General features: G+C 38.2%; 20 protein-coding genes. 14 read left to right on the top strand and 6 right to left on the bottom strand.

Annotation, left to right across the window (positions count from 1 at the left end; genetic code table 11):
* Positions 1-330: 330 nt before the first annotated feature.
* The 4 genes from FFU37_RS09080 (at position 331) to FFU37_RS09065 (ending at position 6,609) form a co-directional block, all read left to right on the top strand.
* Positions 331-1,371: a Leu/Phe/Val dehydrogenase gene (locus tag FFU37_RS09080; protein WP_138489330.1), complete on the top strand. Its 1,041-nt coding sequence runs from the start codon at positions 331-333 to the stop codon at positions 1,369-1,371.
* A gap of 136 nt (positions 1,372-1,507) precedes the next feature.
* Positions 1,508-2,146, top strand: coding sequence for a chloramphenicol acetyltransferase (locus FFU37_RS09075; RefSeq protein ID WP_138490025.1), 639 nt, complete (start codon positions 1,508-1,510; stop codon positions 2,144-2,146).
* Between the two features lie 353 nt (positions 2,147-2,499).
* Positions 2,500-3,324, top strand: a complete 825-nt coding sequence (locus FFU37_RS09070; protein WP_002961680.1) for a M90 family metallopeptidase — start codon at positions 2,500-2,502, stop codon at positions 3,322-3,324.
* A gap of 105 nt (positions 3,325-3,429) precedes the next feature.
* Positions 3,430-6,609: an amidohydrolase family protein gene (locus tag FFU37_RS09065; protein ID WP_138489329.1), complete on the top strand. Its 3,180-nt coding sequence runs from the start codon at positions 3,430-3,432 to the stop codon at positions 6,607-6,609.
* 138 nt (positions 6,610-6,747) lie between these two features.
* On the opposite strand, the gene FFU37_RS09060 is transcribed toward FFU37_RS09065, so the two are convergent.
* Positions 6,748-7,089, bottom strand: coding sequence for a hypothetical protein (locus tag FFU37_RS09060; RefSeq protein WP_002961684.1), 342 nt, complete (start codon positions 7,087-7,089; stop codon positions 6,748-6,750).
* A 150-nt stretch (positions 7,090-7,239) separates the two neighbouring features.
* Between FFU37_RS09060 and FFU37_RS09055 the strand changes: the two genes are divergently transcribed.
* Positions 7,240-7,992 (top strand): Nif3-like dinuclear metal center hexameric protein, encoded by a 753-nt coding sequence (locus tag FFU37_RS09055; RefSeq protein ID WP_002961686.1) that lies wholly within the window; start codon positions 7,240-7,242, stop codon positions 7,990-7,992.
* Positions 7,993-8,068: 76 nt separating this feature from the next.
* On the opposite strand, the gene FFU37_RS09050 is transcribed toward FFU37_RS09055, so the two are convergent.
* The 3 genes from FFU37_RS09050 to FFU37_RS09040 all read right to left on the bottom strand — a co-directional run bounded on the left by FFU37_RS09050 (position 8,069) and on the right by FFU37_RS09040 (position 12,555).
* Positions 8,069-8,833 (bottom strand): YdcF family protein, encoded by a 765-nt coding sequence (locus tag FFU37_RS09050; protein ID WP_138489328.1) that lies wholly within the window; start codon positions 8,831-8,833, stop codon positions 8,069-8,071.
* A gap of 54 nt (positions 8,834-8,887) precedes the next feature.
* On the bottom strand, positions 8,888-9,775 hold the full coding sequence (locus FFU37_RS09045) for a LysR family transcriptional regulator (RefSeq protein WP_002961689.1): 888 nt from the start codon (positions 9,773-9,775) through the stop codon (positions 8,888-8,890).
* Positions 9,776-10,185: 410 nt separating this feature from the next.
* Entirely contained in the window at positions 10,186-12,555 is a 2,370-nt protein-coding gene (locus FFU37_RS09040; RefSeq protein WP_138489327.1) for a bifunctional diguanylate cyclase/phosphodiesterase, read from the bottom strand.
* Between the two features lie 294 nt (positions 12,556-12,849).
* On the opposite strand from FFU37_RS09040, the gene pyrC reads away from it, so the two are divergent.
* The 9 genes from pyrC to FFU37_RS08995 all read left to right on the top strand — a co-directional run bounded on the left by pyrC (position 12,850) and on the right by FFU37_RS08995 (position 21,694).
* Complete coding sequence (gene pyrC / locus FFU37_RS09035; RefSeq protein WP_138489326.1) at positions 12,850-13,902, top strand: dihydroorotase; 1,053 nt, start codon at positions 12,850-12,852, stop codon at positions 13,900-13,902.
* A 438-nt stretch (positions 13,903-14,340) separates the two neighbouring features.
* A complete protein-coding gene (locus FFU37_RS09030; protein ID WP_002961702.1) occupies positions 14,341-14,544 on the top strand; it encodes a cold-shock protein in 204 nt (67 codons plus the stop codon).
* 1,072 nt (positions 14,545-15,616) lie between these two features.
* The gene (locus tag FFU37_RS09025; RefSeq protein ID WP_024590812.1) at positions 15,617-16,387 is read left to right on the top strand and encodes a DUF3450 domain-containing protein; all 771 of its coding nucleotides are present in this window, start codon (positions 15,617-15,619) and stop codon (positions 16,385-16,387) included.
* A 6-nt stretch (positions 16,388-16,393) separates the two neighbouring features.
* Positions 16,394-17,758 carry a MotA/TolQ/ExbB proton channel family protein gene (locus tag FFU37_RS09020; RefSeq protein WP_002961707.1) on the top strand — a complete coding sequence of 455 codons (1,365 nt, stop codon included), beginning with the start codon at positions 16,394-16,396 and terminating at the stop codon, positions 17,756-17,758.
* Complete coding sequence (locus tag FFU37_RS09015) at positions 17,758-18,282, top strand: MotA/TolQ/ExbB proton channel family protein (RefSeq protein WP_002961709.1); 525 nt, start codon at positions 17,758-17,760, stop codon at positions 18,280-18,282. Before FFU37_RS09020 ends, FFU37_RS09015 begins: the two co-directional genes overlap by 1 nt.
* Before the next feature lie 14 nt (positions 18,283-18,296).
* Positions 18,297-18,701, top strand: a complete 405-nt coding sequence (locus FFU37_RS09010) for an ExbD/TolR family protein (protein ID WP_002961710.1) — start codon at positions 18,297-18,299, stop codon at positions 18,699-18,701.
* Positions 18,701-19,318 (top strand): energy transducer TonB, encoded by a 618-nt coding sequence (locus FFU37_RS09005; RefSeq protein ID WP_007583869.1) that lies wholly within the window; start codon positions 18,701-18,703, stop codon positions 19,316-19,318. Before FFU37_RS09010 ends, FFU37_RS09005 begins: the two co-directional genes overlap by 1 nt.
* Before the next feature lie 11 nt (positions 19,319-19,329).
* Entirely contained in the window at positions 19,330-20,589 is a 1,260-nt protein-coding gene (locus FFU37_RS09000) for a tetratricopeptide repeat protein (protein WP_002961712.1), read from the top strand.
* Between the two features lie 61 nt (positions 20,590-20,650).
* Complete coding sequence (locus FFU37_RS08995) at positions 20,651-21,694, top strand: DUF885 domain-containing protein (RefSeq protein WP_138489325.1); 1,044 nt, start codon at positions 20,651-20,653, stop codon at positions 21,692-21,694.
* A gap of 16 nt (positions 21,695-21,710) precedes the next feature.
* On the opposite strand, the gene FFU37_RS08990 is transcribed toward FFU37_RS08995, so the two are convergent.
* Both FFU37_RS08990 and FFU37_RS08985 read right to left on the bottom strand, forming a co-directional pair.
* Positions 21,711-22,037: a TraR/DksA family transcriptional regulator gene (locus FFU37_RS08990; RefSeq protein WP_002961716.1), complete on the bottom strand. Its 327-nt coding sequence runs from the start codon at positions 22,035-22,037 to the stop codon at positions 21,711-21,713.
* A gap of 61 nt (positions 22,038-22,098) precedes the next feature.
* Positions 22,099-23,079: a tRNA-dihydrouridine synthase gene (locus FFU37_RS08985; protein WP_002961717.1), complete on the bottom strand. Its 981-nt coding sequence runs from the start codon at positions 23,077-23,079 to the stop codon at positions 22,099-22,101.
* Between the last annotated feature and the right edge of the window lie 219 nt (positions 23,080-23,298).

The following is a 23,298-nucleotide window of genomic DNA, read 5'->3' as shown; positions in this document are numbered from 1 at the left end:
AGCTCACTTTTTGATAAAAACCTATAGGCAGCGGTACGTAGCGGCCAAGTAGCACTTGTATATTAAACTTTACATGCAACAATTGTATTACGTTCACGTAAACGTAAGTTGGTGAGGTTCTTATATTTATAGTATTTAAAACTTACAAATGACGGTTTTGTGAATTTTTTATCTATATAAAAGTTTTAATTAGGTTATTTAATTTAAGCTTAATGTTTTCATTGGTTTTATCATCTGTGAGTATAGCGAACACGTATATGAAGTGATAAAGTCTCGGCAATTTCCAGCGCGCATACCCTCTCAGGGGTTAACTATTTCGGAGTATTTTAAGTGGCTGTGTTTAATCGAGTTGAATTTGATAACCATGAACAAGTGGTTTTTTGTTCTGATGAAGAGTCGGGTTTAAAAGCAATTATTGCTGTACATAATACCAACCTAGGTCCTGCAGTTGGTGGATGTAGAATGTGGGATTATGCAAACGACGAAGATGCTGTTTACGACGTGCTACGTTTATCAAAGGGCATGACTTATAAAAATGCAGTTGCGCGCTTACCCTTTGGTGGCGGTAAATCTGTAATTATAGGTAATGCGAAAGAAATTAAATCTGAGCAATTATTTCGTGCATTTGGCCGTCAGTTAGAGCGATTAAATGGCAGCTATTACTCAGCAGAAGATGTAAACATCACATGTGCTGATGTAGCTATTATGAATAAAGAAACTAATTACGTACTGGGTCTTGAAGGTAAAAGCGGTAACCCATCGCCATTTACAGCATACGGTACTTTTTTAGGAATTAAAGCAGCGCTACAGCATCAACGTGGCCATCAAAATTTTGCAGGTGTGAAAGTGGCTGTTCAAGGTCTAGGTGCTGTTGCTTATGGTTTATGTAAACATTTACATGATGCCGGCGCTGAGTTGTTTGTAACTGACATTAACCAAGCAGCTATTGATCGTGTTGTTAATGAGTTTGGCGCAACTGCGGTTGGCATTGATGAAATTTACGACTTAAATGTTGATGTATATGCACCTTGTGCATTAGGTGCAACTATTAACGATTTAACGATACCGCGTTTAAAGGCGACTATTATTGCGGGTTGTGCTAACAATCAGTTAGCTGAATCTCGCCACGGTGAAGTTATTCGTGAAAAAGGCATTTTATATGCACCAGATTACGTAATTAACGCCGGTGGTATTATTAATGTTTATTACGAAACAGCGCCAGAAGGTTACAGTGCAGCAGCGTCTAATAAACATGTTGAAGGTATTTTTAATACGTTAACTGAAATCTTTGCCCGTAGCGAAAAAGAGCAAAAATCAACGCATTTAATTGCTGACGAATTAGCGCAAGAGATCATTAAAAACGGTTTATAAATTTAAGCTAAAATGCAATAAAGGTGTGCAATTGCACGCCTTTTGTTTATCTCTAAGTTAATGCAATTGTTACTGAACAGCGGTACACTTTATTTTTAATTTTGTGCGGCAAATTATGACTCCCTCAACTTCTCTCATGCAGCCTATCGATTTAGATAATTGGCCTAGAAAGCAACACTTTGAATTATTTAAACACTTTTCTCAGCCTTATTTTAATGTGTGTGTGCGTTTAGATGCTCAAGCACTTTACAACTATTGCAAAACCAATCAATTTTCTTTTTTTCAAGCGTATGTATATTGCACCTTAAAAGCGTGCCATGAGTACGATTCAATAATGCTACGTATAATAGATAGTAAGCCATGGCTACTTAATAGTGTTCGCGCAAGTGTGGTTGAGTTGTCTGAAAACGATACGTTTGTTTTTAGTTATTTTAACAGCGCAAGCGATTTTAAAGAGTTTGCAAATCATGCAAGTGACGTAAGCAAAAAAGCGAAATTACAGCCGTTATTTTCTGATGCATTTGCTCAAACAGAAGGGCAGGCCGACTTAATTCATATATCTGTTTTGCCGTGGCTGAATTTTAGTGCGTTTTCGCATGCATTTAGTGAAGGGGAGAGTTTAGGCATTCCTAAATTTGTATTTGGTCAGTTTGATAAACACACAGGTACAATACCTTTAGCTATCGATGTACACCACTCATTAATGGATGGTTTGCACGTAGCGAAATTTATAAACACATTGCAGGGTACATTTGACTCCTTTTGCAAAGGTTAACCTTAAACACGTCATTTAACGGCAGTGCAAGCAGTAATTAACCTGAACTCTGGATAATAAATCTATCTCAAGCAGCTATTTTTAGCGCTAACTGCGTTGAATTTACTTGCAATAGGCCCGCTATTGACGCGTAAATTCGCCTTGTTTTCACTAAAAATCTCTGGCTAGAGAAAATAAATTTAAATATCACCATGATCCAATACATTAGTAAATCTCTTAACCAAAGTTCAGGTTAAGTAATCTATAAGCAATGCGATGTGAATTACTTTATATTCAAATGCATAACCTTATATGCTTGAAAAGCACGTGTGCTGGACATATTTATATACCATACCTTAGCTCAGGAAATCCCCATGATAAATGGACTGTTAATTGTTGTTTTAATTCTTTTTGTGGTGATTTTCTGGCGTTGGCCATCAATTCAAAACCGATTATGGCGCAGTAAATATAAAGACTTTGCTTTAAATTCACAGCAAAAAGATATTTTACTGCGTTGCATGCCCATCTATAAAAAAATGACCGACGCTGACAGAGAAAAGTTAGAGCGACATATTACGTGGTTTTTAAACGAAAAACGCTTTGTCGGTTGTGATGGCTTAAGGCTAACGTCTGCAATGAAGTTAATTGTAGCCGCCGATGCGTGTGTATTAGTGCTTAATAAACCGTGGCCGTTATATAGAAATGTAAAAGAAATTTTATTATACCCAAGTGCTTATTATGCTCCGCAATCAACTCGCGATAGTGCAGGACTTGTGAGTTACCACAATACGGTAAGACTAGGCGAGTCATGGCCTGGCGGCACACTTGTACTCAGTTGGCATGACGTGCTTGAAGGTAACCGCTTGCCAAGTGATGGACATAATTTAGTTTTTCATGAGTTTGCGCATCAACTTGATCAAGAAACAGGTAAAACAACGGGTACGCCCATTTTAAAAAGCTCAGCAGATTACAAAGAGTGGGGCCGAGTATTTAGCCGTGCTTTCACCCAGTTAAAAAGTCATGTTGCTTATAGCATGCCGCATGTTATTCACAGCTATGGTGCGACTAACGAAGCTGAGTTTTTTGCTGTACTCACCGAAACCTTCCTCGAAAAACCCGCAGAGCTTCGCCGGTACGATCCTGAAATTTATAGTATGCTCGTTAATTACTATCAATTTGACCCTATTGTTTGGCATTAAACCTACATAAACCGCGCTTTATCATATAACGCTGGCAAGTTGTGTTTGTTTTTGTTGCAATCATGTGAAATAGTTTTTACTGCAACAATAACAAGCGAGAAACGCATGAAAAAAATGCTTCATACAGTATTGGCGGTGTCGGTGTCATTAGCGATAGGGCAGGTAAATGCCGCTGAAAAAGACGAACAAAAATGGCAAGTAGATTCACCTAAGGGGCAATTTGTTGACGCTGCAATTAGCGTTGAGCAGGGCACATGGATGAATATAGATATTAGCCCTGATGGTAAAACCGTGGTGTTTGACTTACTTGGCGATATTTACACTATGCCAATGAGTGGTGGTACAGCTACAAAGCTCACCTCTGATATTGCATGGCAAATGCAACCACGCTTTAGTCCTAACGGCAAAAGTATTGCGTTTACCTCCGACCAAGGTGGTGGCGATAACATTTGGATAATGGACTTAAATGGCGAAAACCAACACGCTGTTACCGATGAAACCTTTAGATTACTAAATAGCCCTGCATGGAGTCCTGATGGCGACTACTTAGTTGCGCGTAAACACTTTACAGCTAGCCGCTCATTGGGAGCAGGTGAAGTGTGGTTGTATCACAAAGCGGGTGGCAAGGGCGTACAGCTTACAAAACGCGAGAACGATCAAAAAGATTTAGGTGAGCCAATGTTTTCACCGGATGGTCGTTATGTATACTTTTCGCATGATGCAACACCCGGTAAAACCTTTCATTATTCAAAGGATTCTGTAGCGGGCATTTATAAAATTAAGCGCTACGACCGTGAAACGGGTGAAATTGAAACCATAATCGATACGATGGGCGGTGCCATTAGGCCTACACCGTCACCTGATGGTAAAAAGCTTGCTTATATAAAGCGTGATGACTTTCAAACTAGTCTTTATTTATATGACTTAACCAGCGGTGAGCACACTAAGCTTTACGATAAGCTTGAGCGAGATATGCAAGAAACATGGGCTATTCATGGTGTATACCCAACCATTGCATGGACACCAGATAACGAAGAACTGGTGTTTTGGGCTGGTGGTACAATTCACAAGCTAGATGTTGCAGACAAATCTGTTAAAACCATTCCTTTTAAAGTGCAAACAAGTAAAAAAATTCAAAAAGCGGTGCGCTTTACACAAAACTTAGATACTGATGAGTTTGATGTAAAAATGCTACGTAATGTACAAGTAAGCCCAGATGGCGAAACGGCAATTTTTGAAGCGCTTGGGCATATTTATAAACGCGATTTAGAGTCAGGTAAAATTAAGCGTTTAACAAAGCAAACTGATCATTACGAATTATTTCCACAGTACTCTCGCGATGGTAAAAAAATAGTTTACACCACATGGGATGATAACAAACAAGGGTCTGTAAGGGTTGTGTCTGCGCGCAGTGGCCGTGGCGATACCATTACAACGCAGCCAGGCAAGTATGTAGAGCCAACTTTTAGCCCAGATGGAAAGACGGTTGTTTATCGAAAAGCCACTGGCGGCAGTATTTTAAACCCTAAGTGGTCACTTAATCCGGGGGTTTATAGCGTAAGCGCAAAAGGCGGTAAAAGTGAGCTTATTTCAAAAAGTGGTTATCAACCACAATTTGGAGATGCAAACGATCGCGTTTTTATAATGAGTCCTTGGCCAAAACCAACGCTTAGCGTAGTTGAGCTTGAAAGTAAAAAAGTTCGTAAACTGTACGAGTCAGAACATGCGACAGAATTTAGAGTATCACCAGATGGGCAATACCTCGCTTTTGCTGAGCGATTTAAAGTATTTGTAACGCCGTTTGTTCAAAGTGGTAAAACAATTAATATTGGGCCTAAAGATAGTCAATTTCCAATAGAGCAGTTATCGGTACGTGCTGGTGAAAACATTAGTTGGAGTGCTAAGAGCAACAAACTTTATTGGACATTAGGGCCTGAGCTTTATCATGCAAGCCTTGAGGGGATGTTTGCCATTAACAAAGCCGAAGATGCCGACTTTAAAGTGAAAAGTGGCGATAATATCGGTTTCAGTAAAAAAATGGCAGAGCCTAAAGGCATGATTGCGCTCACTGGTGCAAAAATTATAACTATGGACGGCGAAAAGGTTATTGAAAATGGTGTTATTATCACTGATGGCAAGCATATTAAAGCAATTGGTACAGCAAGCGATATAAGCATCCCTAAAGGTGCTGAGGTTATTGATGTAACAGGTAAAACTATTATGCCTGGTATTGTTGATGCTCATGCACATGGCTCGCAAGCAAGCGGTGAAATTATACCTGAGCAAAACTGGAAAAACTTTGCAGGTTTAGCGCTGGGTGTAACTACAATTCACGATCCATCAAACGATACCTCAGAAATATTTACCGCAAGCGAAATGCAAAAGGCAGGCATGATTGTTGGCCCGCGTATTTTCTCAACGGGTACTATTTTATATGGCGCAAATATGCCAGGTTATACGTCGCATATTGACTCGTTAGACGATGCTAAATTTCATTTAGAGCGCCTTAAAAAAGTAGGGGCGTTTAGTGTTAAATCGTATAACCAGCCACGTCGAGAGCAGCGCCAACAAGTTATTGAAGCAGGCCGTGAACTTGAAATGATGGTTGTCCCTGAAGGTGGCTCATTATTACAACATAACTTAAGTATGATTGTAGATGGACACACAGGTATTGAGCATTCAATCCCTGTAGAGAACATATATGACGATATAAAGCAGTTATGGTCGCAAAGTGATGTAGGTTACACACCAACACTTGTAGTGGCTTATGGTGGCATTTGGGGTGAAAATTACTGGTATGATAAAACTGATGTGTGGAATCATCCACGTTTAAGTAAATTTGTTCCAAAAAATCAATTATTACCACGCTCTATGCGCCGCATTAAAGCGCCCGATCATCACTATAATCACTTTAATAACGCACGCGTTGCTGCCGAGCTGCAAGACCTAGGTGTATTAGTTAACTTAGGTGCTCACGGTCAGCGTGAAGGCTTAGGTGCACACTGGGAGATGTGGATGTTTGCACAAGGCGGAATGACACCGCTTGAGGCAATACGTGCATCAACACTCGATCCGGCTAAGTATTTAGGACTTGATAAAAACGTAGGCTCGCTTGAAGTGGGCAAACTGGCTGATTTAATGGTTATAGATGGCGATCCGCTTAAAAATATTCGAGATTCGGATAAAGTAGATTACACCATGATCAATGGTCGACTATTCAATGCAGAGACAATGAATGAAGTGGGTAAAAAAGAACGCGAACCACTTTATTTTGAAGAACTGTAATTTATTTTAAACTTTTTAAAGCGGCTACATAGCCGCTTTTTTTAGCCTTACACAACTTATAAAGCTTTATGTTTTTGGCAAATAACGGATATAAAAAAACCGCTTAACGCGGTTTCTTTTAAAAATCATAAATGTTGATTAAACAACACCGCGCGGTAAGCGACAGTCATGATCTTTACGAGCTAAAATTACAATCCAAAGTTCTTCCGCTGTGTAACCTTCTTCATTTTCGGTAACAACAGTGAATGGCGCTTTTTTCTGTGCTTTAACAGGAGCAGCTGCTTTTGGTTTTTTCGTTTTAGTTGTTTTACCAGAGTTTAATTTTTTAGTAAGCTCTGCTACGTCAGCTAGGCGTAAATTTTTACCGCCATCAATGCTGTACCAACCAGGTTTGGTTGTGATTTCAGGTTTTTTACCATTGGCAGTTTCGTACGCTGCTTCAAAGGCAGATAACACTTCTGTTTTGTCTAGTTTGCTCATCAGAGACCCTATACGTTGTGAACACAGATAAAGAAGAGGTATTTATACCTATTTTAAAACAGTTTTTCAATTTTTTGCGATTTTCCTTCCATTTTAGGCCTATAAACGCCAAAATTTGCACAAAATTCAGTGCTAAGTAAGGTAAGTTGTATGCAACGTAGAGAATTTAACCAACTCCTAAATGACATTTTGAAACCTCATTTAATAAAAGATTTTTGCCCAAATGGCTTACAGGTCGAAGGTAAAAACGAAATTAAAAAAATTGTGACGGGTGTAACCGCAAGTCAAGCCTTAATAGAAGCTGCCATTGAGCAACAAGCAGATGCTATTTTGGTTCATCATGGTTTTTTTTGGAAAGGGGAGTCTCAACCAATAACGGGTATGAAAAAGCGTCGCATAGGCGCGCTACTAGCAAACGATATTAATTTATTCGGCTATCACTTACCACTCGATATTCACCCAGCAGTTGGCAATAACGCACAACTTGCAAAGTTATTAGATATTGAAATTGAAACAGGGCTAGAGCCAACTCCAAATAGCGTAGCAATGAAAGGGCGTTTAAAAACACCATTAAGTGGTGAAGATTTTGCAGATAAAATTGCAAAGGTGCTTAATCGAACCCCGCTCACAAGCTTAGTACGTTCAGCTAAAATAGAAACCATTGCACTGTGTACTGGTGGTGGGCAAGGATATATTGACTTAGCAGCAGATCAAGGCATTGATGCTTATTTAACGGGTGAAGCATCGGAGCAGACAATTCATAGTTCTCGTGAGCAAAACATTGATTTTTTTGCAGCTGGGCATCATGCAACAGAGCGCTATGGCGTAAAAGCACTAGGTGAGTTACTTGCTCAAGAGCATGGTTTTGATGTGACATTTATAGACATAGATAACCCAGTTTAATTAGGCTATCTATTAGCTAACCTGAACTTTGGTTGAAATAGATTTTATTGTCCAGAGTTCAGGTTAGGGCTATAAGTTACAGCGCCTCTGGATCTATCCAGCGGCGCAAACTTATCCATATATTTCCTACTACTTCGTGACTGTATTGCGTAACCACAACTAAGGCATGAGCATTGGGAATAAACTGTTTGCTCCACGGCAGTGCAGCAAAATTATGATAATCAGTGGCTGCGGTTATGACTTCAATACCTTGAGCATTAAATAAGTCTTTTGCGCGTGGCATATGCAGTACAGATGTTACTAGTGCAACTTTAAAGTCGACTAATTTTGATGCCAGTAATTTAGCTTCTTCACCTGTACCCATTGCTTTTGGATTTTGGAAAATACGGCTCTTATTAACGCCTAAACTAATTGCCGTTTGATACATAAGCCCGCTATTAGTGGTATTTTTATAACCCCCGCCTGAAACGATAAGCTCTGCATTAGGGTAGTGTTTCGCTAGTTTTACACCTTCGACTAAGCGCGTTAGCGCACAATTACCTAATTGATTATTTGAACTTAAAGCCGAATTTGGGTTTATATCGCAACCTAGTACAACTATTTTGTCTATTTTTGGATGCTTTAGAGTATTAAACGCAAGCGACGCAGGTTCATTATTTTGGATAATTAAATTGGCGATAAAGGGTGTGCTCAATGCAAGTAATAGAATTAAGCTTAAAGTAGATAAGAAGAGAGCTGATTTGCGGCCTTTAAATGCCAGTAGGAGCATCAGGCACGCAAATAAACCAAATAGAGGCAGTGGCATAAGTAAACCACCAATCATTTTTTTAATAACAAACATAAGAGTTAAACGCTGTAGAGTTAATTACAGCGATATTACTTATTATATTGATGATTATCGACCGTTATTTAGCTTACAGGTATTTAAAAAGTGACGATAAACAGGGTTATCTTTCATGTCTTTTTTCATCGCTAAATACATAGGGCGAGTAAGACCAAGAGCGCCCAAAGGAATTGATTTAATTAAGCCTTGGCTTTCATAAGGTGTAACTAGCCAATCAGGTAAAGCGGCAACGCCCATTCCAGCACTCACTAATTGAAAAATAAGGAGTCCTTGATCAACCGTTTTTAATGTACCGTCAAAACGAGCATTTTGAATGAAATGCTTAAATATATCTTGGCGTTCACGCGGAATAGGGTATGAAATAATAGTTTCGTTTTTTAAATCAAGCGCTGTTACATACGCTTTTTTAGCAAGTTCATGATCCGGCGCCACAATAAGCTTCAATTTAAAATCAAATAAGTGCGCGTATTCTAATGTGTCGGGTTCGCGTATGTCAGACGTTAAAACTAAATCGAGCTCATCGCTTAGTAAGTCAGGAATAGCGTCGTAACTAAAGCCACGTTCATAATCAATTTTTATATCAGGCCAAAAGTTATTAAATTCTTTAATAGTAGGTAATAACCAATGAAAACATGCATGGCATTCCACGCTCAAACGCAGTTGAGAAATAGGCTGGTTTAAGCTTTCTTTTAAACGACATTTAGTCGCTTCCATTTTTGGCAATATTTCGTGAGCTAATTCAAGTAATAGCATTCCCTGAGGGGTAAAGCGGACTGGTTGAGTTTTACGCTCAAATAATTGGCAATCCAATTTATTCTCTAAATCTTTGATTTGATGAGATAAAGCAGACTGTGTCAAAAATAACTCTCGTGCTGTATTAACCAAAGATCCTGTTTCTTTTAGGGTTGCTATGGTTTTTAAATGTTTAATACCAATCATCTTTAAAAATTCTCATGGAAAAAGTGAGTTCAGCTCAGATTAATTACATACTACGCCTATATAAAAAACGTTTCAACGTCTAGATGGCTAAAGTAATGCATTTTATTGCAGTTTATCGCTATGAATCGTGAAAATATTAGGGTTAGTAATGATAAAAGTCATTTGAAAACTGGTTTGATGAGTTTTAGATGAGTTTGCTTCATGTTGTATTTTAAATATAACGATTGCTGTGTGTTTTAGCTCAGCGTGAGTTTTAACCATGTTGATAACGGTATGAGGTGAGATTTGTTGAATGCATAATTTAGATTGTGGTTTAAAAGCTAGAGTCGTTTTGCCTTATAGCTTAAGTTTAGCTCAATGGGTGAGTATATGCGTAGTACCAAAGCCAGCGACCTACTCGCTGGCTCTTTTTATAAGGGTTTATTAATTAGTAATATGGCTTCTTTGGCAGTAACAGGTTTCGATTTTAAAAAGCCTTGGCCATAGTCGCACGCGGTGGATTGCAAAATAGTTAATTGCTCAACTGTTTCTATTCCTTCAGCTACAACTTCAAGTTTTAATGATTGCGCAAGTGATAAAATGGCTTCAACAAGTGGGTTAGTAGAATCCTGTAGATGGTCAATAAAGCTTTTATCTATTTTTAAAATATGAATAGGCAGTTGGTGCAAGTAGCCTAGTGCTGAATAACCTGTTCCAAAATCATCAAGGCATAATTTTACTTTTAAAGGTGAAAGACCTTCAATTATTTGAGTGGCGAGTTCTAGATTTTCTATTAAGCCAGATTCGGTAATTTCTAAGCATAAAGAACCTAGAGGTAATTGGTACTTATTATAAATGGAATGTATTTGCGCTACAAAATCGAGGCTTGCAAAGTGTCGTGACGATACATTAACGGTGACTTTTAAAAAGCGATGGCCTTGTTGGTGCCAATTTGAAATATGCTGGGCCGCCAAATCAAGTAAATGTAAATCAAGATTTATAATTTGCCCTGTAGTTTCAGCTATCGGTATAAAGTCATTAGGGGGTACAAACCCTTTTGTAGGGTGGTGCCAACGAACAAGTGCTTCAAAGCCGATAACTTCACTGGTATTAATTGTGAAAATTGGCTGAAAATAGAGTTCAAACTCGTTGTGTTCAATACCGTGTTGTAAGTCGTTTTCTATATCGGCATGGGTTTTAAGTTTTTTACGCATCGTGTTATTAAAAAACTTTACCTGACCACGTCCGGTTGACTTAGCTTCATACATAGCGGCATCGGCTTGTTGCAGTAATATATAAGCTTTGTCGTTTACGTTATCTGTATAGGCAATCCCAATACTCGTTGATGCTTGGAGTAAGTGGTTATCTATATTTAAAGGTTTTGATAATGCGTTTTTAATGCGGTTTAAAGCTTCATTAACTTGGTTTTTATGCGTGATGTTTTCCATAAAAATTGCAAATTCATCGCCGCCTAAACGTGCAAATGTATCCGTGCTTCGTACTGTACCTTTAATCAAGTCGCATATTTTTATAAGGAAGTGGTCCCCAACTTCATGCCCGAGCGAATCATTAATACTTTTAAAACGGTCAAAGTCTAGATACAACAGGGCATGACTAGTACTCTTTTTAGCACGCGTTAAACGTAAAATAGCATGTTTTATACGTTCAATGAGTAGTGAGCGGTTAGCAAGGCCTGTAAGCTCGTCATGTAATGCTTTGTGCTCAAGTTCTTGGCGGGCTAATTGCCTATCAATTGCCATACTTATTTGGCGACTTACATACGTTAGAAGAGCACTATCGTGTTCGTTGTAATGCAGTGTTTTATCGTAGCTTTGTACAACGATAACCCCGCTTATACGATCACTTGTTTGAAATGGAACACCTAACCAAGACTCAGATTGCCGACCTACCATTTTAAAATCACCGTTATTAATGTGACTTTGAAAGGCATCTTTGTTAAGTAATAGGGTTTGCTCTGTTTTTAGAAGGTAATATGAAGCGGTATCTTTAAGTTGTTCTTTAGATATTTTTTGATGAGTTTTAGTGTTTATGCCTTCTTCGACTATGTAAACGAGGTCAAGTATATCTACTTTTTTGTCGTATAGAGCGATAAAAAAGTTATCGGCTCGAAGTAAGTTATTTATGATTGAATGCAAGGCTTTAAAAAATGTATCTAGGTCATTCGCTTTGTAAGTTAGGTTAGCGATTTGTAATAAGCTGTTTTCTAATTTTTGTGCATTGTTGAGTTGCTCAACTGTTTTTTGTAAGTTGTTTACTGTATTAACCTGGTTAATTTTGGCACTGAGTAAGTGAGCAACGGTTGTAAGAATTTCAAGGTGTGCATTGGTAAAATAACCCTTGATAGGGTGCTCACAATCAATAACACCTAAAACTTGTTCTTTATATATGAGGGGGACACATAGTTCTGATTGAGCAGGGCGTTCATCAGCGATATAACGGCTGTCTTTCGTTACATCGTTAATAATTACCGCTTTTCCGGTCGTTGCAACAGCGCCCGTTATACCTTCACTAAAACGTATTATTTTACGTTCCGCTTGATATTTGTCCCGCGCGTGTGCAATACCCATTGATGCAACTTGGTTTAATGTATTTGCATTATTGTCAGCTAGATATATGACACAATCAACAAACCCTAAGCGATTTACAACATGTGTTGTAACATACTTAAATAATTCTTCTAATGTATCGAGTTGCAATAGGCTCGATGAAAATTGATTAATGATACTTAGTTGATCAGTTTTTATCTCAAGTGCTCTAGTAGCATCAGTTTTATAAGACATAGGCAATTTATATTATTCTTGTTATTTTTAAATTCGCAGTTAAGTTAACCTAATCTTGGGTTTTTGTACAAATTAAAGCGATGAGTGGTTTCAATACACTGTAAAGTTTTAAGATAGCGAGTTTTAATTAATCATAAATCATTACAATAAGCTAATAACATTGAATTTGTTCATTGATGCTTTTAAATAGTACCTCAGTAATTTTATCCATATAAAAACTTTATTTTTAATAAAATCTTTACTCGAAAACATCATATGCCTATGATCGGATAAATTCAGCCGTGGAACAAAGTAATGACAAGCAATAATACAAACTCTGTAACAACCCTTACTATCACTCGCCCTGATGACTGGCATGTACATTTACGTGATGGTGACCAGTTAAAAGACACTGTACGCGATATTAGCAGATACATGGGCCGCGCTATTGTTATGCCAAACCTTGTTCCGCCAGCAACGTGCACAGATACGGCATTGTCGTACAGAGAACGCATTATGTCTGCAAATCCTCAAGGCAACTTTGAGCCATTAATGGTTTTGTATCTCACGGATAAAACGACACCAGATGAAATAATAAAAGCTAAAGCGACAGGTAAAATAGTAGCAGCTAAGCTTTACCCTGCTGGCGCTACCACTAATTCTGACTCGGGTGTTACATCAGTAAAAAATATTTATCCAGCTTTAAAGGCAATGCAAGATGTAGGCATGTTGCTGTTAGTGCATGGGGAAGTGACAGATTCGTCGATTGATATTTTTGACCGTGAAAAAGTATTTCTGGATACGATTTTAGGAGATGTAGTAAATGACTTTCCTGAGCTTAAAATTGTACTCGAGCATATTACGACTAAAGATGCAGTAGAGTTTGTAGTTAATGCACCTAGCAATGTAGCGGCAACAATTACAGCGCATCACTTGCTTTATAACCGCAATCATATGTTAGCGGGTGGAATTCGCCCACATTATTACTGTTTGCCAATTCTCAAGCGTAACATTCACCAGCAAGCATTAATGGCTGCAGCAATAAGTGGAAATAAAAAATTCTTCTTAGGAACTGACTCTGCACCACATTATAAAGATAAAAAAGAAGCTGCTTGTGGGTGTGCTGGTGCATACACGGCTCATGCTGCTATTGAATTATATGCTGAAGCATTTGAGGATGCAGGAGCTTTGGACATGCTTGAAGGGTTTGCAAGCCACTTTGGCCCTGATTTTTACGAATTGCCGCGTAATACAGATACAATTACATTACAAAGAAAGCCGTGGAAAGTACCTGCAAGTTATACATTGGGCGACTCTGAAGTTGTGCCTATAAAGGCTGAAAATACAATGGATTGGTCTGTCGAATAACCAATAATATATTTAAATCTAAAGCCGCTTAATTTTTAATGCGGCTTTTTTGTTTGTGCTTTTGATATTATTGAAGCGTAAATCGACGACAGGGTGGTTGTAGGTGGCTTTTGAACTCGCTTACAGCAATAAATATTACAATAATACTTATAGTTTTTTGCTTGTAAATTAGTCAGTTAAAGGCGATTTAAAACAAATTTATATTTTTAAGAAATAATTCCTAATTAATAGAGCGAAAAAAAATATAATGTGTTAATCTTACCTTGCTTTGAGTTTTTATGTATTGAATTTACGGATATTGTGCTGCGTTTAAGGTTACCGGTTAGGTTATTACTTGTTCCTGTACTGTACCTCCATATTTTTGAGCATTGACTCAGGGAGGATATTGCCATAATAATATGGCTGAATTTTAATTATTGACTTACAGGAAAATTTAGTATGTCGGTTACTGGTAAAGTAAAGTTTTTCAACGAAGCTAAAGGCTTTGGTTTCATTGAACAAGAAAATGGTCCTGACGTGTTTGTACATTTCAGCGCAATCACTGGTTCTGGTTTTCGCACTCTTAGCGAAGGTCAAGCAGTGACATTCAGCATCAAACAAGGTCAAAAAGGCCCTGAAGCTGAGAACGTAGAAGCAGCATAATTTATTATGTGAACTCTAGTTCATCTTGGTGAAGCAGGTTTCTGTTTCACCATAATTCCCCTTCCTTAAATCTATTTATTTTAATACCTCAAATTCTCCTTTTTTTAAATCTAAAAAACTACTCAAACATTCTATCTTTGCAAAGCTAAACAACTAATAATCTAACGAACAAAACAATCTTCTAATACTTTTAAAAACCATTCATAAGAATTTATTCAATGGGCCCGATACCAGCTTAAATAAAATCGATGCTCAATATCAATCCATGCAAATTCTGTTTCAAGCTTACTCTGTGTGACGAAGGCTACTCATTGAGAAGGGCTTCTAGGTGCTTCTATTACTTTATTATGTGAATGTAAAGCTTCATTTATAGTGTATTACTAATAAAGTAGGGTAACTCTTCATGATTAACTTAATTACTGAATTAACCTTAACGTTAAAATAGTATTAAAGAATACTTTAAAGCTGTAAATACGACCTGTTTAATTATTAAAAGCTTTTGTGCTGCTAAAAGAGAAATGCACTGTTGAGTTTATTATTACTATTTATGGAAAAACACGTTTTAAAATAGCTTTAAAAGTTATGTATATAAAGCTTGAGTATCCGATATTAAATATTATCCAGTGTTGTTTTTTTGTGCGACAAATGGTTTGTTTTTTCAGATGAAGTGTAACTGAGGTGATAAAACACGATAAAATCGTGTAAAAAATAACTTTTGTTATATCAATTTATATTTTTTTTAGTTTTTTTTCAGTGCGAATTCAGCTTTAGCTAAATGTTGCAATAATGTTGTTTTATGTCAGTGCAGTGCGAATAAATACACCCCTTAAAAGGCTTTAATAGAAATATTAAGAAAAAGCTTCGTTGCAATAATGTTAACTGTTGTGGGCTGGTACTTTCGTTTAAGCATTAACTTAGCTATTTATTTACTGAGATTAGTAAACATCAAGTTGACAGCGCTAATTGCATTTAGCATTATTGGAAGGTTGATATCTATTAAAAGATATCAGGGTTGTTCTCCTCGGAGGATAATTAAATTATAAAAGTAACATTACTTAATTGGTTGGGAACTATGTCTGTTAAAATCAGAAAGAGTCTTGTAGCAACTGCGTTGGTTGGCGCATTTGCATTTGCAAGCAGCAATGTGATTGCAGATCCTTTGAATGACGTGCAAAAAGCAGGTCAACAAATTCAAAAGGCTGCGGTTAAGTCTCAAACTAAAATTGACAATGTATATGGTCAAACTCAGGAGCTAATCGCTGAGTACCGTAGCGTTGTTGATGAGACTGAACTTATGAAAGTGTATAACGATCACGTGTCGCGCTTGGTTGATAGCCAAAACGCTTCAATTGAATCGTTTGATCGTCAAATCGCGACTATTGATAACACTAAACAAAACGTTGTGCCTTTGATGTATCGCATGATCGATACGCTTGAGCAATTCATCAAAGCGGACGTTCCATTTAATCTTGAAACGCGTTTAGGACGTGTTGAAAGACTACGTGAGATCATGGTTTCTGCGTCTGTAACGACGTCTGAAAAATTCCGTCAAGTACTTGAAGCTTACACTATTGAAACAGCATACAGCTCTCTTGTATCTGCTTCACAAGGTACTCTAGAAGTTGATGGTAAAAGCATTAACGTTGATATCGGTCAGTTAGGTCGTATCACTTACGTTGCTCAGTCTTTTGACTTGAAACATGCTTGGGTGTGGGATAACAACACTAAACAGTGGAAAGAATTAGGCGAAGAATACCTAAAACCTGTTAAAGAAGTTATTCGTATGGCGCGTAAGCAAGCGACATTAGAACTTGTTAAACTACCTATCTTTGGCGCGGAGTAATCAATAATGAAGAAACTATTTAAAGGTTTTGCTGTTGCAGCAGTACTAACTGTTTCTGCAGGTACCGCGCTTAATGCACATGCAAATACTGGAGCTCTAGATAAAATTCTTGAGCAAGTAAAGCAAGAGCGTATCTCTGAAGGTAAAATCAATAAGCAACGTGAGCAAGAGTTCTTATCAGAACGTGCTGACAAGCAAGCATTACTTAACAAAGCTAAAAGCCAACTTGCTTCTGAGAAGTCTCGTGGTGAAAGCTTAGCTAAGCAATATGCACAAAACGAAAATACGCTAGCTGAAAAAGAAGCAGCTCTTCAAAGTGCCCAAGGTACTTTAGGTGAGATGTTTGGTGTTGTACGTCGTGCAGCTCAAGATGCTATCGGTTCTATCGAAGCGTCACTAGTTAGTGCTGAAAAACCAGGTCGTGCTGAAATCTTACGTTCGTTAGCAGCTGCTAAAGAACTTCCTACAGTTCGCGAACTTGAAGAACTTTGGATTTCACTTCAAACTGAAATGACAGAATCAGCTAAAGTTTCAACTTTTGAAACTGAAGTTGCTGGTCTTGACGGTAACCCGTCAATGAAAAAAGTAACACGTATCGGTAACTTTAACTTAGTTACAGACGATGGTTACTTAATTTATTCACCAGAGACTAAGTCTATCCAGCCTCTAGGTAAGCAACCAGACGGTTATATCTTAGACGGTATCACGGCTCTAGAAAATACATCACCAGATAACTACGCTGGTGTTTACATAGATCCGACTCGTGGTGCTATCTTACGTATCAACACTCAAAAAGCGACCCTTATGGAATACTTCCATCAAGGTGGCGTAGTTGGTTATATCATCACGGCTTTACTTGGCCTAGGTATGCTAATTACTCTAATCCGCTTTGTTGACCTTACACTTACTACTAGTAAGATTAAGAGCCAGCTTAAAAATGTTGCTACACCGAATACAAATAACCCACTGGGTCGTATTCTTAAAGTGTACCATGACAACAAGAACCAAGATGTTGAAAACCTTGAGCTTAAACTTGATGAAGCGATTCTACGTGAAACGCCACGCATTGAAGCTGGTATCAATATAATTAAGATTCTTGCTGCAATCGCACCGTTACTAGGTCTACTAGGTACAGTAATCGGTATGATCTTAACGTTCCAAACAATCACATTGTTCGGTACGGGTGATCCGAAGATCATGGCAGGTAACATCTCTCTAGCACTTGTAACTACAGCGCTAGGTCTAATTGCTGCATTACCACTAATTCTACTTCATGCTCTTGTAGCTGGTCGTAGTAAGTCGGTATTACACATCCTTGATGAGCAAAGCGCGGGTATCGTTGCTACTCACGCGGAGAAGGAGAAAGCCTAATGCTAGTCCTGATGGAGATATGGGAATCTATCAGGGATTTTGTTGGCACAGGCGGCCAGGTTTTATACGTGGTCGCGATAGCACTCTTTCTTATGTGGGTTTTAATGATTGAGCGCTATTGGTTCCTACTTGCAGAATTTCCTCGCACAGCGAAAGAAATTGTAGCAAAGTGGGATGCCCGCCAAGACACTACGTCTTGGTACGCACACAGAATCCGTGAAGCATGGATTTCTGAAGCGTCTGAAAAATTAGATCAGCGTATGTTGTTGATTAAGACATTAGTAGCTGTTTGTCCTTTAATAGGCTTACTTGGTACTGTTACTGGTATGATCTCGGTTTTTGAAACCATGGCCAACCAGGGTACGGGTAACGCACGTTTAATGGCATCAGGTATTTCAATGGCAACAATCCCAACAATGGCTGGAATGGTTGCGGCATTATCTGGAGTATTTTTTAGCTCACGTCTTGAGACAAAAGCTAAAATGGTGAAAGCCAAACTTATTGATAGTATGCCTCATCACTAGAGAGAGAATTAAATATGGCACGTAAACAACGTTTTCGTGAAGAAGAAGAAGCAGCGGTTGATATGACGCCAATGCTTGACATCGTATTTATCATGCTTATTTTCTTTATCGTAACTACATCGTTCGTTAAAGAGGCTGGTATCGAGGTCAATAAACCTAAAGCGGCTCAAGCTACTAAGCAAAAAAATGCTAACATTTTTATTGCTATTCGTAGTAACGGCGAGATCTGGATTGATAAACAGCAGGTTGATGTTGAACGTATTTCAGCAAAAATCGAAAGTTTATTAGCAGAACAACCTACTGAAGTTGTAATTTTGCAAGCTGATAAAGAAGCAAAACACGGCGTAGTGGTTAAAGTTATGGACCAGATTAAAGCGACGGGTGATAACCTGAGAATTTCAATAGCTGGAGATCAGTAATGATTCGTTTTCTGTTTTCACTGATTGCAGGTGGGGCAGTTACTTTCGGCTTGTTCTACTTCATGGCATTCCTCATCTCTGGTGGGGCTGACCGTAATACGGAACAAAAAGAGCAGATCATAGTCGAAATAATGACGAATCCGCCTGAATCTAAGGTGCAGGAGAGGAAGCGTGTACCGCCTCCTCCTCCGCCACCGCCAAAGCAGCCGCCTAAACCGCAGCCGCCACAGCCGGAAAATAATAATCCAAATCCTGGTGCTATGTCATTTAATATGGGAAGCATTGATGTTGGTAGTTCGGCAGGTGGACTAAGTGGTCCTGGTGCATTTGGACGAGATGGTGATGCGACACCTATCGTTCGTATAGAACCAAAATATCCAACGCAAGCAGCACGTGATGGTAAAGAAGGTTGGGTTCAACTTTCATTCACAATTGATGAGCTAGGTGGAGTAACTGACGTTGAAGTAATTGACGCAGATCCGAAACGTATCTTTGACCGTGAAGCTAAACGTGCACTGCGTAAGTGGAAGTACCGTCCTAAGATCATTGACGGAAAACCACAGAAACAACCAGGTTTACAAGTTCAATTAGACTTTAAACTTAACCAAGGCAACTAAGGAGGCGAGTAATGAGAAATTTTTCTAAAGTAACTGCTCTTGCAATTCTTATGTCTGTGTCGGGTGCTACTTTAAGTGCATCTGTTTTAGCAGCGCCGGATTACGCAAAGATTGAAGAGCGTAAAAAAGCAAAAACTAAAATCATGGGCGAGCGTACTGGTAAAAAAGTAATTAAAGCATTTGATTTGTACAACGAAGAAAAAGTTGATGAAGCAATTGTTTTGCTTAGAGAAATCGAGCCTTCGAATGACTTTGATAAAGCGACCGTAAATCGTTACTTAGGTAGCATGTACGCTCAAAAAGAAAAGTATGACGAAGCGATCAAGTACTCTAAGCAAGCCGTTGCACCTGATGTTTTAAACTTTGCTGATCAAGAACAAACTCTTAAGTTGTTAGGTGACTTATACGCTGGTACAGAAAAGTTCCAAGAAGCTAAAAAAGCATATGTAGCTTGGATGGACTTTACCGGTGAAGAGGACCCTACGGTTTATACACGTATTGCTCAAGCTAACTATCAGTTAGAGCAATACCGTGATGTTTTTGAACCAGCAGATAAGGCAATAAAACTTCAAAAAGAGCCTAACAAAGGCCCTTACCAATTAAAACTTGGCGCATACTTTGAGCTTAAAGATTATGCAAACATGGTTAAAATTGGCGAAGAAATTGTTCGTGTATGGCCTGATGATAAAAAAGCTTGGGTTAGCTTAGGTAAGTATTACCTACAAACTGAAGATTATTCTAAAGGTTTAGCAACTATGGAAGTTGCATACAAGAATGGTTACTTTGAAAATGAAGTTGAGTATAAAGTCTTATCTAACTTTTACTCTCTAAATGAGATCCCTTATAAAGCAGCTGTAACGCTAGAAAAGGCTATTAAGAGTGAAAAAGTAGAACGTACAAAGCAGAATGTTAGCGCGATCGCGAGTAATTACCATCGTTCTAAAGATTTAGAAAAAGCTGCTAAGTACTACGAAGATGCTGCTAAATTTGATGACGACGCTGAGCTTTACCGCAAAGCTGGTTCATTACTTTTACAATCTGAAAAATTCAGTGCTGCTATTGTTCGCTTGAACAAAGCATTAGAGCTTGGCTCTGACAAAAAAGGCACAATTTATTCAGATTTAGCTGAAGCGTATTACTACCAAGGTAAGTATAAGCAAGCATATGCTGCAATTACTAAAGCTATGGATGACCCTCGCACACGTAAGTTTGCAAAAGGTTGGTCTACATATATTAAAGATAAAGCCGCTCGCAACGGTGTTAAAATTTAATTTTAATTAGCTTAAGCAACTTATAAAAAGCCCCTCTGGGGCTTTTTTTATTGGAACTACTATGTATAAGAAGCTCTTTTTATCATCATTACTGTGCCTATTTTTAGCTGCATGTTCAAAGCAGCCTCAACCTTATGAGTCGTTTGAGGACGCACAAGTCGCTTTAAAAGCTTTAAACATGGCGCTTGTACAAACAGGTGCGACTAAAGGCAATAACATTGAAAAAGATCAATTGGTTTTCTCTGATGCTTACTTAACAAAACGCCATACTATTTATCAGAGCCTAATGGGTATGGAGCTTAATCTAAATCAAATTGCGCAAGTGAACTATTTGGTAATTGCAGAGCGTTTCCCTGAACGCTACTTTAATTGGCCGGCCCAAGTAAATGTGTTAAAAAACATGCTTGCTTTTGAAGGCTCAAAAAACACACCGGATAATGTTATTACTTGGCTCAAGTTAACCCAAGATACCCTAGACAGTGCTCAACAAAGCAATTTAAAGCTGAACAAGGTTGAACTTACATTGTTACAAAGCTATTTATTAAGTGCGATAGCAAGTAACGATGTTCAACCAGCGCTTAAAAGCCATATAAGAGCTTTTAGCGATTATTTAGCTAGTTATAAGCCAAGAGGAAGTGTGGGTCTAAGAGGTCTGCCAAATGGCACTCAGTGGTATCAGAGTAAACTTAATTACTTTAGTGGCGAAGTACATTCACCGTTAGAATGGGTTACTCTTTTAAACGAAAAAATAAAAGTATTAGATCGTGTTGAATTCGACAGTAAGCTGCCAACTTCTCACCAAAAATCGTTTTTAGTTCAGTATTTATCTGATGAAAAATTAATAGAAGGCTTAGATTGGCAAGCTAACTATCAAGACTTACCTGCAATGGCGAGCGCTATGGATATGTCTGATAAAGATAAAACATTGATGCTTGCGATGATGGAATCAGATATAGGTATTCACTACCATGCGTGGACTTTGCCTCAAGCAAAGGTGAACCTTATAAAGCGCCTACAAATGAGTCCAGAAGAAGCACAGTACTTGGTTGAAGATATAATTCTCTACCCTGGGCAATCATTTAGCTTCATACAACACATTATATAATGATTTGAAAGTGCGCTTATTGTGCGCACTTTGTACACCGTTGAGTTGCGGGGTCTAGTTCAAGTGACTCAGCTGATATTTTTTCTTCACAATCACAGCAGTAGCCATACTGGCCAATTTCTATTTGACTTAGTGCGGCTTCTAGTTTGGTCATGCGACTGATTAAAAGTGCATACTCAGGGCCTAACTTCTCTGCTGCGCAGTCTAACCATTCATTATTTGCTGTATCAGCTAAAATTTGTATTAAATGGTGATGTGCAGGGTAAGCTGATTTAGAAAGCATGGTTAATATATTTAATTTAACTTGTGCTATTTCATCGTTAAGTCTTTTTTGATGATGCATTATCAGTACAACCTTATTAAATGGGCTTTACGTTATACTGATATTATCTAGAGTCTTTAAGTTAGTCGTTATGATTTGAATCAAGTTGCGGTGCTTTGGCATATTTATTTAATACGCTCGCCACATCTTCTTTACTTTTTAAACGTCTGATTTCGTCAAACAAATCGATAGCTTGTGGGTACTGGCGTTTTAGATAACCAAGCCATTGCTTAGTACGTGAAGCAAAGTATTTTTCATCCTTCGCGGGGTCTTGATGAATAGCTGAGTGAATTAAGTGATAAATAATATGCTCCCACTCAAGGCCATCATATTGCTCATTATTTACATGAGCTTTAATTTTTTTTGCTAAATCAGGGTGCGAAAGGGCGCCACGACCAAGCATTAAATCAGTGCACCCACTTCGTTTTTGACAAAGCATTGCGTCCTCTACTTGCCAAATTTCACCATTGGCAACAACGGCAATATTCTTACCTTTTATTATTGGTGGAATTTTTTCCCAATAAGCTGGCGGGTTATAACCATCACGTTTGGTTCTGGCGTGAATAGCTACACTATTTGCACCTGCGCTTACCACAGCATCAACAATTTCTTGGCTGTTACTGTCATCATCAAAGCCTAAGCGAATTTTTGCACTTACTTCATGTTCATCATCTACAGCATCTCGGACTGCTTTAATAATCGTATACATATGGTCAGGGTCTTTAAGCAGTACAGCCCCTCCTCGGCTACGATTAACTGTTTTTGCTGGGCAACCAAAATTTAGGTCGACCCCATGGGACCCTAATGCGATTGCTCTTATTGCATTTTCGGCTAACGGATTTGCTTCTTGACCGAGTAATTGAACACGCACAGGAGTACCTGCTCGTGTAAATCCATTATTATGTAGTTCAGGGCAAAATCGATGAAAAACTTTGTCAGGTAAGCATGTTTCAACCACTCTTACAAACTCTGTAACGCACAAATCGAACCCACCAATGTCTGTGAGTAATTGGCGCATTTTAAAATCAACGACACCTTCCATAGGTGCTAAAACAAGTTTCATAAAGAGATTAATTTTGATAAAAAACTGGAGGCATAGTTTACCTGTAAATCACACATTGATAAATCTGTAATTACCGACCATATTTAATGTAGAAATTGCAAAAGTAAATTTTATGAAAATAAATGAAAGTTTTTATTTTTGTACGGGTCTACTTAAGCATACAAGCAATTTAAAAATACATTTTTATTGCTGAGATTTACAATCCTTGATTAAAGAGAG

This window comes from Pseudoalteromonas distincta (assembly GCF_005877035.1).
GTDB lineage: Bacteria > Pseudomonadota > Gammaproteobacteria > Enterobacterales > Alteromonadaceae > Pseudoalteromonas > Pseudoalteromonas distincta.
The sequence above is the reverse complement of the archived record's forward strand: the minus strand, read 5'-3'. Positions and strand labels throughout refer to the sequence as shown.

Excerpts from the sequence above, each read along its gene's own strand:
- FFU37_RS09040 (WP_138489327.1), bottom strand. The coding sequence starts at position 12,555 with ATGTCTTATAAAACTGATGCTACTAGAGCACTTGAGATAAAAACTGAT.
- FFU37_RS08995 (WP_138489325.1), top strand. The coding sequence starts at position 20,651 with ATGTATAAGAAGCTCTTTTTATCATCATTACTGTGCCTATTTTTAGCT.
- FFU37_RS09000 (WP_002961712.1), top strand. The coding sequence starts at position 19,330 with ATGAGAAATTTTTCTAAAGTAACTGCTCTTGCAATTCTTATGTCTGTG.
- FFU37_RS09070 (WP_002961680.1), top strand. The coding sequence starts at position 2,500 with ATGATAAATGGACTGTTAATTGTTGTTTTAATTCTTTTTGTGGTGATT.
- FFU37_RS09045 (WP_002961689.1), bottom strand. The coding sequence starts at position 9,775 with ATGATTGGTATTAAACATTTAAAAACCATAGCAACCCTAAAAGAAACA.
- pyrC (WP_138489326.1), top strand. The coding sequence starts at position 12,850 with ATGACAAGCAATAATACAAACTCTGTAACAACCCTTACTATCACTCGC.
- FFU37_RS09055 (WP_002961686.1), top strand. The coding sequence starts at position 7,240 with ATGCAACGTAGAGAATTTAACCAACTCCTAAATGACATTTTGAAACCT.
- FFU37_RS09020 (WP_002961707.1), top strand. The coding sequence starts at position 16,394 with ATGAAGAAACTATTTAAAGGTTTTGCTGTTGCAGCAGTACTAACTGTT.
- FFU37_RS09065 (WP_138489329.1), top strand. The coding sequence starts at position 3,430 with ATGAAAAAAATGCTTCATACAGTATTGGCGGTGTCGGTGTCATTAGCG.
- FFU37_RS08990 (WP_002961716.1), bottom strand. The coding sequence starts at position 22,037 with ATGCATCATCAAAAAAGACTTAACGATGAAATAGCACAAGTTAAATTA.
- FFU37_RS09060 (WP_002961684.1), bottom strand. The coding sequence starts at position 7,089 with ATGAGCAAACTAGACAAAACAGAAGTGTTATCTGCCTTTGAAGCAGCG.
- FFU37_RS09005 (WP_007583869.1), top strand. The coding sequence starts at position 18,701 with ATGATTCGTTTTCTGTTTTCACTGATTGCAGGTGGGGCAGTTACTTTC.
- FFU37_RS09050 (WP_138489328.1), bottom strand. The coding sequence starts at position 8,833 with ATGTTTGTTATTAAAAAAATGATTGGTGGTTTACTTATGCCACTGCCT.
- FFU37_RS08985 (WP_002961717.1), bottom strand. The coding sequence starts at position 23,079 with ATGAAACTTGTTTTAGCACCTATGGAAGGTGTCGTTGATTTTAAAATG.
- FFU37_RS09010 (WP_002961710.1), top strand. The coding sequence starts at position 18,297 with ATGGCACGTAAACAACGTTTTCGTGAAGAAGAAGAAGCAGCGGTTGAT.
- FFU37_RS09075 (WP_138490025.1), top strand. The coding sequence starts at position 1,508 with ATGCAGCCTATCGATTTAGATAATTGGCCTAGAAAGCAACACTTTGAA.
- FFU37_RS09030 (WP_002961702.1), top strand. The coding sequence starts at position 14,341 with ATGTCGGTTACTGGTAAAGTAAAGTTTTTCAACGAAGCTAAAGGCTTT.
- FFU37_RS09015 (WP_002961709.1), top strand. The coding sequence starts at position 17,758 with ATGCTAGTCCTGATGGAGATATGGGAATCTATCAGGGATTTTGTTGGC.
- FFU37_RS09025 (WP_024590812.1), top strand. The coding sequence starts at position 15,617 with ATGTCTGTTAAAATCAGAAAGAGTCTTGTAGCAACTGCGTTGGTTGGC.